The 13393-nt window shown below is 66.8% G+C and carries 13 protein-coding genes and 1 tRNA gene; 7 read left to right on the top strand and 7 right to left on the bottom strand.

All coding sequences use genetic code 11. From position 1 onward, the window contains the following. Nucleotides 1-24: 24 nt before the first annotated feature. The 6 genes from QW845_RS04235 to QW845_RS04210 all read left to right on the top strand — a co-directional run bounded on the left by QW845_RS04235 (nt 25) and on the right by QW845_RS04210 (nt 5227). Nucleotides 25-1275 (top strand): ABC transporter substrate-binding protein, encoded by a 1251-nt coding sequence (locus tag QW845_RS04235; RefSeq protein WP_315800373.1) that lies wholly within the window; start codon nt 25-27, stop codon nt 1273-1275. Nucleotides 1276-1285: 10 nt separating this feature from the next. Continuing rightward, complete coding sequence (locus tag QW845_RS04230) at nt 1286-2158, top strand: branched-chain amino acid ABC transporter permease (protein ID WP_315800372.1); 873 nt, start codon at nt 1286-1288, stop codon at nt 2156-2158. Beyond that, a complete protein-coding gene (locus QW845_RS04225) occupies nt 2158-3159 on the top strand; it encodes a branched-chain amino acid ABC transporter permease (RefSeq protein WP_315800371.1) in 1002 nt (333 codons plus the stop codon). The genes QW845_RS04230 and QW845_RS04225 overlap by 1 nt, the downstream gene beginning before the upstream one ends. Then, nucleotides 3156-3911: an ABC transporter ATP-binding protein gene (locus tag QW845_RS04220; protein ID WP_315800370.1), complete on the top strand. Its 756-nt coding sequence runs from the start codon at nt 3156-3158 to the stop codon at nt 3909-3911. The genes QW845_RS04225 and QW845_RS04220 overlap by 4 nt, the downstream gene beginning before the upstream one ends. Further along, the gene (locus tag QW845_RS04215; RefSeq protein WP_315800369.1) at nt 3904-4623 is read left to right on the top strand and encodes an ABC transporter ATP-binding protein; all 720 of its coding nucleotides are present in this window, start codon (nt 3904-3906) and stop codon (nt 4621-4623) included. Before QW845_RS04220 ends, QW845_RS04215 begins: the two co-directional genes overlap by 8 nt. A 259-nt stretch (nt 4624-4882) precedes the next feature. Further along, nucleotides 4883-5227 carry a Lin0512 family protein gene (locus QW845_RS04210; RefSeq protein WP_315800448.1) on the top strand — a complete coding sequence of 115 codons (345 nt, stop codon included), beginning with the start codon at nt 4883-4885 and terminating at the stop codon, nt 5225-5227. A gap of 709 nt (nt 5228-5936) precedes the next feature. Here QW845_RS04210 and QW845_RS04205 read toward each other — a convergent pair. Next, nucleotides 5937-6170 (bottom strand): cysteine rich repeat-containing protein, encoded by a 234-nt coding sequence (locus QW845_RS04205; protein WP_315800368.1) that lies wholly within the window; start codon nt 6168-6170, stop codon nt 5937-5939. Between the two features lie 154 nt (nt 6171-6324). Here QW845_RS04205 and QW845_RS04200 point away from each other — a divergent pair, with 154 nt between their 5' ends. Beyond that, a complete protein-coding gene (locus tag QW845_RS04200) occupies nt 6325-6567 on the top strand; it encodes a hypothetical protein (RefSeq protein ID WP_315800367.1) in 243 nt (80 codons plus the stop codon). Nucleotides 6568-6598: 31 nt separating this feature from the next. On the opposite strand, the gene QW845_RS04195 is transcribed toward QW845_RS04200, so the two are convergent. The 6 genes from QW845_RS04195 to QW845_RS04170 all read right to left on the bottom strand — a co-directional run bounded on the left by QW845_RS04195 (nt 6599) and on the right by QW845_RS04170 (nt 13076). Next, a complete protein-coding gene (locus tag QW845_RS04195; protein ID WP_315800366.1) occupies nt 6599-6961 on the bottom strand; it encodes a hypothetical protein in 363 nt (120 codons plus the stop codon). Nucleotides 6962-7031: 70 nt separating this feature from the next. After that, nucleotides 7032-7430, bottom strand: a complete 399-nt coding sequence (locus QW845_RS04190; protein ID WP_315800365.1) for a hypothetical protein — start codon at nt 7428-7430, stop codon at nt 7032-7034. Between the two features lie 34 nt (nt 7431-7464). Next, the gene (locus QW845_RS04185) at nt 7465-10026 is read right to left on the bottom strand and encodes a polynucleotide kinase-phosphatase (RefSeq protein ID WP_315800364.1); all 2562 of its coding nucleotides are present in this window, start codon (nt 10024-10026) and stop codon (nt 7465-7467) included. An 8-nt stretch (nt 10027-10034) separates the two neighbouring features. Then, entirely contained in the window at nt 10035-11414 is a 1380-nt protein-coding gene (locus tag QW845_RS04180; RefSeq protein ID WP_315800363.1) for a 3' terminal RNA ribose 2'-O-methyltransferase Hen1, read from the bottom strand. An 89-nt stretch (nt 11415-11503) separates the two neighbouring features. Continuing rightward, entirely contained in the window at nt 11504-12844 is a 1341-nt protein-coding gene (locus tag QW845_RS04175) for a TROVE domain-containing protein (RefSeq protein WP_315800362.1), read from the bottom strand. 157 nt (nt 12845-13001) lie between these two features. Then, nucleotides 13002-13076 (bottom strand) — tRNA-OTHER (locus tag QW845_RS04170). Nucleotides 13077-13393 lie beyond the last annotated feature (317 nt).

Genomic DNA, 13393 nt, shown 5'->3' with positions numbered 1-13393 from the left:
GAAAAACGAATGAGGGAGGAGATCATGCCAAGCTACGAGACGAGGCTGCGACGCCCAGGAATATCCCGCCGCACGGCGTTGATGGGAATCTCGGCCGGTGTCGCCACGCTCGCGATGCCGCGCCTGGGACGCGCCGCCGATGACACCATCCGCATCGGCTTTCCGACGCCGCTGACCGGCCCGTTCGCCGCCGAGGCCCGTGACCAGGTCAAGTGCGCCGAGCTCGCCGTGAAGCTGGTCAACGACAAGGGGGGCATCGCCGGCCGCAAGGTCGAGCTCCTGGTGCGCGATGACAAGCTCAACGCCGGCGAGGCCGCGACGCGGACGCTGGAGCTGATCGAGAAGGACAAGGTGCACGCCGTCGTCGGCGCGCTCTCCAGCGCCGTCCAGCTCGCCGTCAACGAGGTGACGCGCGCCCGCGGCGTGATCTACGTGTCGATCAGCCAGTCCGACACCATCAACGAGGCCAAGGATTTCAGCAAGTACACCTTCCACGAGGCGCTGAACCCGCACATGACCACGGCGGCCGTGGCCCGCCAGACCATCAAGAAGGGCATGAAGGTCGCGCATCTCGTGGCCGACTATGCCTACGGCCATGAGATGCTGCGCGGCTTCAAGCGGGCGCAGACCGCTGTTGGCGCCGAGAGCGTCGGCGAGATCCTGCATCCGTTCGGTGCGGCCGACTATTCGACCTTCATGCCGCGGCTGATGTCGCTGCGGCCGGACGTGCTGTGCATCAGCAATTTCGGCCGCGACCAGGCCAACGCGATCAAGCAGGCCGTCGACTTCGGCATCAAGCAGCAGATGAAGATCGTGGTGCCGGTGATCCTGCACAACCAGCGCCTCGCCGTCGGGCCCGACGTATTCGAGGGCGTCGTCGGCGGAGCCAACTATTATTGGGGTCTCGAGACCCAGAACAAGACCGCGGCCGAGTTCAACAAGGCGTTCCGGGCCGCCAATGGCGGCGCGATCCCGACCGATTACGGCGCCTATGGCTACTCGGGCGTCGGCTCGCTGCTGCAGGCGATGCAGGCCGCCGGCGGCACCGGCACCGACAAGGTCGTCGCGGCACTGGAAGGACTGCAATACGACCTGACCAAGGGCCCGCAGCACTACCGCAAATGCGACCACCAGTCGGTGCAGTCGGTGCTGGTGCTGGAGTCCAAGAAGAAGTCGGCGATGGCGAACGAGAACGACCTGTTCGCGATCGTGGCCAGCGATCCCGGCGCGGACGAGATGCTGCGAAGCTGCAGCGAACTGGGTCATCCCACCTGATCCCGATCGCATGGACCTCTCGCTGATCATCATGCAGCTGTTTTCCGGCATCGCCCTTGGGGCGGTGCTGGTTATCACTGCGCTCGGTCTCACCATCGTGTTCGGCATGCTGGGTGTCGTCAATTTCGCCCACGGCGCGTTGTTCATGATCGGGGCCTATGCCGGCCTGTATGTGGCGTCGCTGACCGGCAGCTTCTGGTGGGGCTTGCTGCTCGCGCCAATTCTGGTCGGCGCATTCGGCATGCTGATCGAATACGTCCTGGTCCGTCGCCTGTATGGCCGCTCGATCGATGATCCTCTGCTGCTCACTTTCGGTCTCAGCTACATCCTGGTCGAGGGCGTGCGCATCGTATTCGGCAGCGATGGCATTCCGTTCCCGACCCCGTCGCAGTTGGTCGGCGTCGTCGATCTCGGTGTCGGCTTCTTTCCCAAATATCGTCTGTTCGTGATCGCGCTGGTGGCCGTCGTGCTGCTGGTGCTCTGGCTGATGCTCGAGAAGACCCGGGTCGGTCTGATCGTCCGGGCCGGCGCGCGTGATCCGCTGATCATGCGGGTGCTCGGGGTCGACATCGGCAAGGTGTGGCTCGCGATCTTCGGCCTTGGCGTCGGTCTCGCCGCGCTCGGCGGCGTGCTGGCGGGACCCATGCGCAGCGTCAATCCGGAGATGGGAACGCTGGTGCTGGCGGAAGCCTTCGTCGTCACCGTGATCGGCGGCCTTGGCTCGATCGTCGGTGCTGTCGTCGCCGGGCTGATGGTGGGGATCTGCATCAGCATGGTCGCGCTGTTCGCGCCCGAGATGGCGACGATCGTGATGTTCGCGCTGATGGCGGCCGTGCTGCTGGTGCGGCCGCAGGGTCTGTTCGGCCTCAAGGGGAGAGCGTGATGACGGTGCAGTCGACCGGCGAAGCACCGCCGCTTCCTCAGGCGCAGCGTCTCGTCGCGGTTCTCGCGGATCACCGCGTGCTGGTTTCGCTCATTGCGCTGGCGCTGCTGCCCTGGCTGCTGCCGTCGAAGGCGCTCGCCGTGAACGTCCTGATCTACGGCGTCGTGGTGATGGGCTACAATCTGCTGTTCGGCTACACCGGGCTGCTGTCGTTCGGCCACGCCGCCTTCTTCGGCACCGGCGCGTATCTGACCGGCATCGCCATCGGCCGCTGGGGCCTGCCCTGGTTCGTCGCGGTGCCGCTGGCGATCGCCGCGAGCACCTTGCTCGCCGCGTTGATCGGCACGATCTCGACGCGCACCCGCGGCATCTATTTCTCCATGGTCACGCTCGCGCTGGCGCAACTCGTCTACTACGTCGCGCTCCAGGCCTCCTCCTTCACCGGCGGCGAGAACGGGCTGCGCGGCTTCACGGTCGAGCACATCGGTCTGTTCGGCGCGCAGATCAACTTCCTCGATCCCGTGAACAAATATTACGTGCTGATGGTGCTCGCGGCGATCGCGATCTGGGTGCAGTCGCGCATTCTCAACTCGCCGTTCGGCGCCGTGATCGAGGCGATCAGGGAGAACGAGCAGCGCGCGCGGGCCTGCGGCTACGACGTCGAGCGCTGCAAGCTGATCGTGTTCATGCTGTCGGGCGCGATCTCCGCCGTCGGCGGCTGCATGTCGGCGCTGCATCTGTCCATCGTTCCGCTCGACATCCTGCACTACCAGACCTCCGGCATGATCGTGATGATGGTGCTGCTCGGTGGCGCACGCAGCTTCTTCGGGCCGTTCGTCGGCGCCGCCACCTTCCTGATCCTGGAGGACGTCGTCTCGCTGTGGACGCCGCATTGGCAGATCGTCGTCGGCGCCATCTTCGTCGTGTTCGTGCTGTTCCTGCCCAAGGGCATCTGGGGCACGTTCCTCGATGTGCTACCGATCGCGAGGCAACGCCGATGAGCACCGAACTGCTGCGCGCGGACGGGATCGGCCGTCGTTTCGGGGCCTTCGTCGCGCTGGAAGGCATCTCGGTCGCGTTCGCGGCCGGCGAGCTGACCTCGATCATCGGCCCGAACGGGGCCGGCAAGAGCACCTTCTTCAACATTCTCTCCGGCACGCTGTCGCCGAGCAGCGGCACGTTGCGGTTCAAGGGCCGCGAGCTGAACGGCCTGCCGCAGCATCGCTTCGTGCATCAGGGCATCTCGCGCTCGTACCAGATCACCAACATCTTTCCCGATTTGTCGGTCCACGAGAATGTCCGGGTCGCCGCGCAGGCCAAGCGCGTGAGCTACGACATCTGGCGCAAGCGCGCCGATCTTGCCGAACTCGGCGAACGCGCCGATGCAGCCTTGATGGCGGTCGGCCTGATCGGCCGGCGCGGCGAGCTCGCCAAGTATCTCGCCCATGGCCAGCAGCGCGCGCTGGAGATCGCGATTGCGCTGGTCTCCGAGCCGGAGCTTCTGCTGCTCGACGAGCCGACCGCGGGCATGGGGCCGGAAGAGACCAAGGAGATGGTGGCGCTGCTGGAGCGGCTCGCGGAGAAGCGCACGGTGCTGCTGGTCGAGCACAAGATGAAGATGGTGCTCGGCTTGAGCCAGCGGGTGCTGGTGCTGCATCACGGCCGGCTGCTCGCCGATGGTCGTCCTGAGGACATCCGATCCAATCCGGACGTGCGCCGGGTCTATCTGGGACAGAGTGAGGGCTATGGCTGAGACCGCGTTGCTCGAGCTCGACAATGTCCAGGCCTGGTACGGCGCCAGCCACGTGCTGCACGGCATCTCGCTGCGCGTGAACGAGGGTGAGGTGGTGGCGCTGGTCGGCCGCAACGGCGCCGGCAAGACCACGACCTTGCGTACCGTCATGGGGCTGATGCCGAAGGCCTCGGGCAGCGTGCGCTTCGCCGGCCAGGGCCTGCTGCCGCTGGCCGCGCACAAGCGCTTCCATCTCGGCCTCGCCTATGTGCCGGAGGAGCGTCGCATCGTGCCGGGCCTGTCCGTGCGCGAGAATCTGCGGCTTGGGCTGGTCGCCGCCAAGGCCGACATCGACGAGCGCGTGGCATTCGCCGAGATCGCCGAGACCTTTCCGCGATTGAACGAGCGGCTGGACCAGGAGGGCGTCACGCTGTCGGGCGGCGAGCAGCAGATGCTGGCGATCGCGCGCGCCTTGATCGCGCGGCCGCGCATGGTGCTGCTCGACGAGCCCTCCGAAGGCATCATGCCGGTGCTCGTCGAGGAGATGGGCGTGCTGTTTCGCCGGCTGCGCGACCAGGGCAAGACCTTGCTGCTGGTGGAGCAGAATGTCGAATGGGCGCTGCGGCTCGCCGATCGCGCCGTCATCATTGACCAGGGCGAGGTCGTGCATGAGAGCAGCGCCGCGGCGCTGCTGGCCGACAAGGACATCCAGGATCGCTACTGCGCGGTGTGACGTTGCGCGGTTCGCCGGCATCATGACGGGTCATCTCGGCGGCGGCAGTTGCGGCAGGCGCGCAAGCCCGATGCCCGCGACCCGAGACCATCTCACGGGCTTTCTCAGCGTCAGTTCTGAGCGTCATCATGTACGATATACGCCCGCAATGGATGACCGTTTTGATGCGGAGATCGTCGTCGATCTGCACCGGCTTGCGCCGGCTGCGTCGTTGGCTATGGTCGTGCCAGGCCGGCAAAGCGAGACGAGGGAACACGTCATGGCGCGCATCCGCTGTATCACCGAGATGGGAATGGGCGTCGACGTCCACGGCCGCGACGCCACCAAGGCGGCCAGGCGGGCGGTGTCCGATGCGATCCGTCATTCCAGCCTGGGCTTCTTCCGCATGGTCGGCAAGACGCCGCAGGACATGTTCGTCGACGTCACCATCGGCGTGCCGAACCCCGAGGCGGTGGACACCGCGGCCGTCGCCAAGGAGCTGCCCTATGGCACGGTCACCGTCACCGCCGTGAAGGGCGGGCTGGAGATTCCGGCCGAGGCCGGCAGCGACGCCATCATCATCGCCAATGCGGCGGTGCTGGTGCATCTCGACGATGGCAAGTAGGCTGGGCCAGGACGTGTAGGCAAGCCAGCCGGCGCCTGCATCGGCGCGGGCGTGTCTGATCCAGATGTCAAACAGCGCGATGTGCGGTCGCGATCCCGCGGCGCGTTGCGCGCCCGGGTGATATCAGAACGATGTCCCTCTCCGAAGAAAGGGCGCAGGGAAGACCGGGTATCCGCTGATACCCGCGGCCCCCGTGCGTGAAGAAGTGCACGGGGCAGGAACCACAGGCTCAGCCGGACGACTCCGGCCTTCCCTGCGCAACGGTTGGACGGCTTATACGTGCTCTCCCCGGGGACCGGCTTGGTTGCCCCCGTCGCCAGCCGGTCATCATCTCGGCCGGCTTGACCTCAGCATCGGGAGGCCAGGACCACACGATTTCGCCGGCGCCTTCTGCCGTTCGTCCGCACGGAGAACCATGCTGCGGCAGCCTGCGCCCGTCGCATCACCGCCTCCACGTTCGTGACGATCGCGAAGCGCCCCTCATGGCGAGGCGGGACAGGCGGAGTATTTCATAGAATTCGGAAAAACGAAAGCGAAATTTTCGTGGACGCGGCATGCGAACCCCGATCGCATTGGAAAGGCTGGTGTTTGGCGCCGAAGATCGGCTTCGTCTGGGCGCAGGCGATCTCGCCCGGGCGCGGCCGGATCGCCGTGGAAGTTGCCGGCTGGCCTGCGCCCGGAACCGGGCCAGGCCAGCCGATGCGCATGCTCAGCGTCTTTGGCCTTTGCCTCGGCCGGGTCCCGTCGTGTCGAGAGCCTGGCGGCAATCCGCTGAGACTTTCTCGCGGTTGGTCTCGAGGCAGGCGCGAACCTGGCCTGCGCCGTGCTGCTTGCCGGAGCAGAAGCTCTGGATGTCAGCGGCGCATTGCGTTGCCACCGGCCCGGTTCCCTGAGCGAAAGCGGGCATGGCCGCGGTGGCGGCGATGACGATGGCGAGTTGCAAGGACGTCCTCATTCAAGCCTCCTTGGGGAGTGGTGTAGGCACGGTAGCGAGGTAGCGTGTGTCCTGCGTCCGTTCGTTGCGCAGGATCAAGCCGAAGGGGATCGCGCCGGAGGAACGGCGTCGCGTTCCGGGAATCGTACCTGGACGAGACGGCGTGACTGCCAGGAAGCTGCTCCACGATGATGATATCGCCGACATCGAGAGGCAGTACCAATACCTGCTGCGTCAGCAGCATGACCGCGATGGCTTCGATCTCCTCGAAGGCAGCCGGCACATCGGTGACGATGTCAGCGGCCCTGCGGAAGCTCACCCCCGTCGACCTGAGGCCACCGTCCTACGCTCACCCCGCCGCTCGATCGGCTCGCTCGCACGCCCCTGCGGCTGCGCGCTGCGATGACTAGACGGGTCTCAGAAGCCGGTCCGCGCACTCAAGACAAGCTGATCTCGGTTTCGCCGTCCGGCCCGATGAGCGTCAGCACTCCGGGCGTGCCCTCGCCACCGGAGAGGTAGTGATAGCTATCAAGTGCATGTCCGCTGGGAATGCCGAGAAGCTCAGCGAGGCCCGTCAACCTGTCTTCGGCAAACATGAACGGCCTGGCTGGGGACGGCGTGGCGACGATTGCGGCAGGCCTTGTAGCCATGCGCTTTTCGATGTCGGCGAGATATTGCTCGAGGCTCGGCGGATTCGGCATCTTGGCGGCAATCATCGGATAGGCCTCGATCGCTTTCTTACGGACCGCGTTGCGAGGTGCGGCGTCGCGAACGTGGAGGTTGGTGATGAACGATCCCATGGCTCCCTTCCGCAGTTCGGCTGCCCAAAGTCACGTTTGGCTCGAGAGCGCCCGTCACTGGGCGCCACAACTACGGAGCGTAGGCACCATGGGCGGCTGTGATACTCTCGCAGATGACGTCGACATATTCGTCATAGAACATGATGCGAAAATGTCGGCAGCGGGCAAGATGCCGCTGGGAGAAGCTCATCAGCCAGGCTGATCGTCCCAGGTCCACCACGGCGGCTTGATCGATCGCGGGCCCCCAATCGACGGTTTCACGGGAATAGTCATGGACTTCCTCTGGGGTGACTTGATGCACTTGAGTCTTGTGAAGGATCAAGTGTCGCATATCGTCCTCGGAAGCCCAGTCCGGGTTCAGATAGTCGAGGGCGATCAAGTTCAATCCGTGGCCGAAAAAGTGCGCTCGTCGCAGCTCTGGTCCGCGTCCGTCAGCCCAGATCCAATCGCGCAAGACCGGCTTGTACATCGCAGAAGATCGCCGTGGTTGGTTGTTGAGCGGCTCACAGCCGCGGATCGATCGGCTCGCTCTCCAGTGCCAGAACTGCGAACACGCATTCGTGCACGCGGCGCAGCGGCTCGCGGGCGACGAAGCGGGTCAGCGCCTCGTGGCCGAGCGCGAACTCGCGCAGGGCCAGGTTGCGCTTGCCCTCGAGCTTGCGCTGGCGCAGCCGGACGATGTGCTCCGGCGCATCATATTCCGGGCCGTAGATGATGCGCAGATATTCCGGCCCGCGCACCTTGAGCGCCGGCTGAATGAGGCCCTTCGGTCCGCGCGCGACGAAGTTTTTCGGCTTCACCACCATGCCTTCGCCGCCGCTTCCCGTGAGCTGCTCCCACCACGCGATGGCGTCGGCGACGGCCGTGTCGTCGGCCAGCACAACAGTGCGCCATTGCGTGCGAGTGACGACGGATGCTGATGCGGCGGCCAGCCGATCGGCGAGCGTCATGTGCCAGACGTGGTCCTGATCGAACCAGACCCGGCCCTCGCTGGCGAGCAGATGAAACGGCGCGACCTTGAGATCGTCGATGCCGCCGACCGGCCAGACGTAAGGCGCCCAGGCAGCGCCATAGCGCTTGGCGCGCGCGACACGATCGCGGAAATGGTCGCCGAGCGCGGCGACATCGAGGCCACGCGCGGCGGCGCGCGCCACTGCGTCGGCTGCTGCTTCGAGGCCGGCGACCGATGACGCCGCGACCGGCGCGTACTGGCTCTCGATCAGGCTGCCGGCCTTGGCCGACCAGGGCATGATCTCGGCGTCGAGCAGCAGCCAGTCGGATTGCAGCTCCTGCCACAGGCCGGCGCTGTCGACAGCGTCACGCAGCCGTGCCAGCAGCGCCTCGGTCATCGCGGCATCGTTGAAGAAGGCGCGGCCGGTGCGGGTCCAGATCGCGCCGCTCTCGTCGCCTGCGATGCCGAAGCGGGCCCTGGCAACATCGGCGCTGTTGCATAGCGCAATGACGGCGCGCGAGCCCATGTGCTTCTCCTCGCACACGACCTCGGCAACGTTGCGGGCGCGGAAATGCGCGAACGCCTCCTCGGGCCGTTCCAGCCAACCCTCGCGCGCGCTCGTCTCCGATGGCGACATGGTCGGCGGCAGATAGACCAGCCATTGCGGCGGCAGCGCGAAGCGGCTCATCACCTCCAGCGCGGCGGCCGCGTTCTCCTCGGCCACGACCATGCGGCCGCGCAGCGTGGTGTCGATCCAGCGGCGGCCGCTCACATCATCGATATCGAGCAGCTGATCGGCCTCGGCCTGCGCGGAGGCGCTGCCGGCGCGAGGCGCGAGCGGACGGACCGGCTCGCACCAGACGCGCTCGGCCTCGACCTCGACGAGCTCACGCTCCGGCCAGCGCAGCGCTGTCAGCCGGCCGCCGAACACGCAGCCGGTGTCGATGCACATGGTGTTGTTGACCCATTCGGCTGATCGCACCGGCGTGTGACCGTAGACCACGGTGGTCGGTCCGCGGTAGTTCGCGGCCCAGTCGGCGCGCAAGGGCAGGCCGAATTCGTCGATCTCGCCGGTGGTTTCGCCATACAGCGCGAATTCGCGCACTGCGCCGGAGCCGCGGCCGATCATCTCCTCCTTCAGCCCGGCATGCGCCACCGCGAGCCGGCCGCCGTCGAGCCAGACATGGCTGCGCAGCCCGTCGAGAAAGCCCGGCAGAGTGTCGCGGAAGCTTCGCTCCTCGCTGGCGAGCTGATCGATCGTGGCCTGCAGGCCGTGCGCGATCGTGACCTTGCGGCCCGCCAGCCAGCGCTGGAATTTGCGGTCGTGATTGCCCTGCACGGCATAGGCGGTGCCGGCCGCCACCATGCTCATGACGATGCGCAGCACATCGGGTGACTGCGGGCCGCGGTCGACGAGGTCGCCGACGAAGACGAGCTTGCGGCCCGCGGGCGGCGTCACTGTGACGGCGCGTCGACCCTCTGTGTCGCTCCATGTGACCTGATAGCCGAGCTTCGCCAGCAGCGCCTGCAATTCGGCCGCGCAGCCGTGTACGTCACCGATGTTGTCGAACGGTCCGGCGTCATGCCGCTTGTCGGTCCACAACGGCTGCCGCGCGATGGTCGCGGCCTCGATGCGCGCGACGCTGTCGAGCTTCCACACCTGGCGAAAGCCCTCGCGCTGCAGCCCACCGAGACCACGGCGGATCTCCGAGACCATGCGCTGCACGACGGGGCCGCCGAAGGCGCGCTCGGGACGCGTCCTGTTTCTGTCGATGCAGACGTCGATGCCGGGATCGAACACGATCGCGACCGGCAGCGCATGCCATTTGCGCGCGAGCTCGACCCAGCCCTTCCGGTCGGCAGGGCGCACATTTGTGGCGTCGATGACGGCGAGCCTGCGGTGCTTCAGCCGCTTGCCGGCAATTTCGCGGACGATGTCGAACGCGTCGGCGGAGACGCCCTGGTCGGTCTCGTCGTCGGCGACCAGCGCGCGGCAATGGTCCGAGGAGATCACCTCGGTCGGAAGGAAATGCCTGGCGGCGAAGGTCGACTTGCCGGAGCCGGTCGAGCCGATCAGCACGACCAGCGCGAAATCGGGGATTTCGATGTTCATGGAATTGCTCAGCGAGTGAAGACGGCCATCTGCGTCGGCGCGCCATGGCTCTCGTCGTGATGGCCGATGCCGGAGAAGGCGGCCTGATAGTTGAAGGTTGCGCAGATCCGCTGCGCCCAGTCGGCAAACTCGGCGCGCGACCATTCGAAGCGATGGTCGCGGTGGCGAAACTGTCCGGCGGGCAGGCTTGGAAACAGTGCGTTGTAGTCGGCGTTCGGTGTGGTCACGATCACCGCGCGCGGCCGCGCGGCGCCGAACACCACGCGCTCGAGCATCGGCAGCCGGTCGGGATCGAGGTGCTCGATCACCTCGACCAGAACAGCGGCGTCGGCCTCCGCCCAGCGCGCGTCGCGATAGGTCAGCGAGCCGTGCAGCAAGGTGACGCGGCCCTCGGGCGGGCCACCGGGGAAGCCCAGCTTGAGCCGCTTGGCCGCGCGCTCCAGCTCGCCGGCCGCGGGATCGAGCCCGATCAGTCGTTCGACCCAGCGTTCGCGTACCAGAAGCTGCAGCAGCCGGCCTTCGCCGCAGCCGAGATCGGCGATGGTCTTGGCACCGGTGGTCCGCAGCGCCTCGATGACCGCCGTCATGCGCAGGTCGTTGAGCCGGATCGGCGCCTCCAATTTGTCTTCTGTCAGGCTGCGCGCCTCGGGCTCGGCCGTCTCGTCCTGCGTCTCCGGCGCGAGCCGTGCCAGCGCCGCACGCGCGAGCACGCCGCGGTGGCGCAGATAGCGGCGCACGATCAGCTCCTTGGCAGGATGGGCGTCGAGCCAGCCTTCGCCGCGCTTGAGCAGCTTGTCGATCTCCTCGTCGCCGACCCAGTAATGCTTGGCATCGTCCATCACGGGGATCAGCACGTAGAGATGGTTGAGCAGTGCGCTGAGCCGCGCAATGCCGCGCAATGTCAGTCGCACGTAGCGGCTCATCGCATCGCCCTGTGGTCCCGCAATGGGTGCGAGTTCGACCTGCCAGCCCAACGGCTCGAACAATTGCCGCAGCACGGCTTCGCCGCCGCGCAGGGGCAGGGGTGTCACGACCGCCTCCAACGGAATGGCGCTCTCGGCGAGCGCCTGGCGCGCGCTGCTGACGCCGTTCATCGCGGTCCGGAACGCCTTGTTCAGCGCGACCGACAGGAACGACGACGCGGCATAGGGGCGGTCGTTGACATATTGATCGAGCAGCCCGTCGCCTTGGCCCTTGCCGCGGACGAGGCCGATCGGATCGACGTCGAGCACCAGCGCCGCCTCGCAGCGATCATTGCTGGCCTCGGGATAGAAGATCAGCGCCTTGCCATAGGTGAGCGCGAGCTCGTGCAGCCGCTCCGGATGCTTGTTGAGCAGGTAGCCGAGATCGGTGGCAGGCTGATGGGTCGTGGCGATGGACAGGTACATGGCGTCACTTAAACGGGGGCGCGTGGGGTGGTCCACTGTTTGTGGAAGAAGACCCGGGCGCGTCTGTGGCGCGTCCGGGTCGTTTGTCGTCAGTGCAGGGTCGCGCCGCGCAGAATCTTCTCCTGCGCCGCGATCCAGGCGATCACGGCCTCGGAGAAGCCGTCGACCCGCGTCCAGGGCCCGTAGCCGACCCCGTGCTGGTACGACGCCACGTTGACCACGGTCCCGCGCGCCCTGGGCGGCTGCACCGCATCGTGGCTCTGCTCGTCGGTGAAGACGATCAGGCGGTCGCCCTTGCGGTCGACCTCGCCGACCGCACGGCCGAGATAGGTCCCGGAATGCGGCTGCGACCCGAGGATCGCATCGCGCAGCGCAAAGCCACGCCGCGGCGGCACCTTCACGACCTCATTGCTGAACGTGAAGATCTCCACCTCGTCGCAGACCTCGCGGGCCAGGATCGCCAGCCCGCACGCCGCGTCCGCGCGCGTCATCTCCGACCTCGCGGACAGCGCCGCGAACATCGAGCCGGAGACGTCGATCAGGAGCCGCGTGCGGCCCTTGAGCCGCGCGTAACCCTTGATCGACCTGAACATCGCGGCCTCGAGCTCGGGCTCGAAGGCCGGCGCATGCCGGGCCGCCGTGATGAACCGATACGGCAGCACCCGGTCCGTCCGCATCGTCGCGATCGCCTGTGCGATCGTTGCGCGCGGCACTCCGGCCTGCCGCATCAGGCGCAGGTTGCGCAACAGCGCCAGCGCTCCGAGCCTGTTCTCACCGAGCAGCCGCTCGAAGCTCGCACGCTTGTCCGCACCGGCCGACAGCGCGACCTCCCAGGTGTCGGGCGAGGGCAGCTCGCCATCGACGAGCTGCTTCCACACCGCCTCCTGGACGGCATCCCTGGGCCTGGCGTGAACCAGGAAGAGGACGTCGCGCAGCCGCACCGGCCCCTCGCGGTCATACTTCGCGAGCTGATAGGCGTCGAACTTCGAAAACGCCTTCGCCAGCCCCTTCTTGACCTGCGCCGAGACCGGCTGCCGCTTGCGCTGCTGCTGCGGACCGAGAGCGTCCGCCCAGTAGATCGCGAGCAGCTCGGCCATCTCGTCCGGCCGCTGGATGATGCGCGACAGCGTCTCGGCGACCAGCGCGCGGTGCGACGGCAACCGCGCCATCTCGCGGGCGACGAGCAGCGGCGCGTGCCGCAGCTTCATCTCCTCGCGCGCACGGACCGCGAGCTGAGCCACCTCGCGCGGCTCGACCTGCGGCACCAGCGCCTTGATGCGATCGGCGATCGCGACCCCGTCCTCGTAGAACTGGTCCTCCCAGAGCAGGCAGCTCATCAGCGTGCGCTGCAGCGCCTGTGCCGGCGCGAGCTGTCGGGACGGCGCACCCTCGTGGGTGAAGGCGCGCAGGAACGTGTTGAGCTTGACCATGCCAGGGCCTCCTCTTGGGTTAATGGTCGATGGATAAATGGCCGGGAGCATCGGCCGGCACGCGCGATCTCGTTCGAGATCAGGCGTGATGGGAACCACGCGCCGGGAACGGGCGAATGCTGATCGGCTAGTGCTCTACCGCTGAGCTACCGGCGCATGGAACGCCGGATGGGAGTCGAACCCACGACCTCTCGATTAGCAATCGAAGTATCAGCACTCTTCACCACGGCGCGTGGAAGACGGCGGCACAGCCAGCAGCTGCGCCGTAACGACGTGACCGCCTGTTGGCGGACAGCCACCGGTTGAGATGGATCACGAGCCGGGAACGGGCGATGACTGAGATCCGGGCCACTTGCATGGCCCGGACAGCGCTCTGACCTCTAAGCTACCGGCATGACGCCGGGCGGGATTCGAACCCGCGACCTCTGGCGTGGAAGGCGAAGTAACAGTCATCTTCACCACGGCTCGCGAATGAGTTCGGCGGGGAATGGGTGATGCTGTTGCTGCCCCAGTGGGGCGCTCGGTTTCAACGAAGTAACAGGCATCTTC

The sequence above is a fragment of the Bradyrhizobium sp. SZCCHNS3002 genome (assembly GCF_032377435.1).
GTDB lineage: Bacteria > Pseudomonadota > Alphaproteobacteria > Rhizobiales > Xanthobacteraceae > Bradyrhizobium.
The sequence above is the reverse complement of the archived record's forward strand: the minus strand, read 5'-3'. Positions and strand labels throughout refer to the sequence as shown.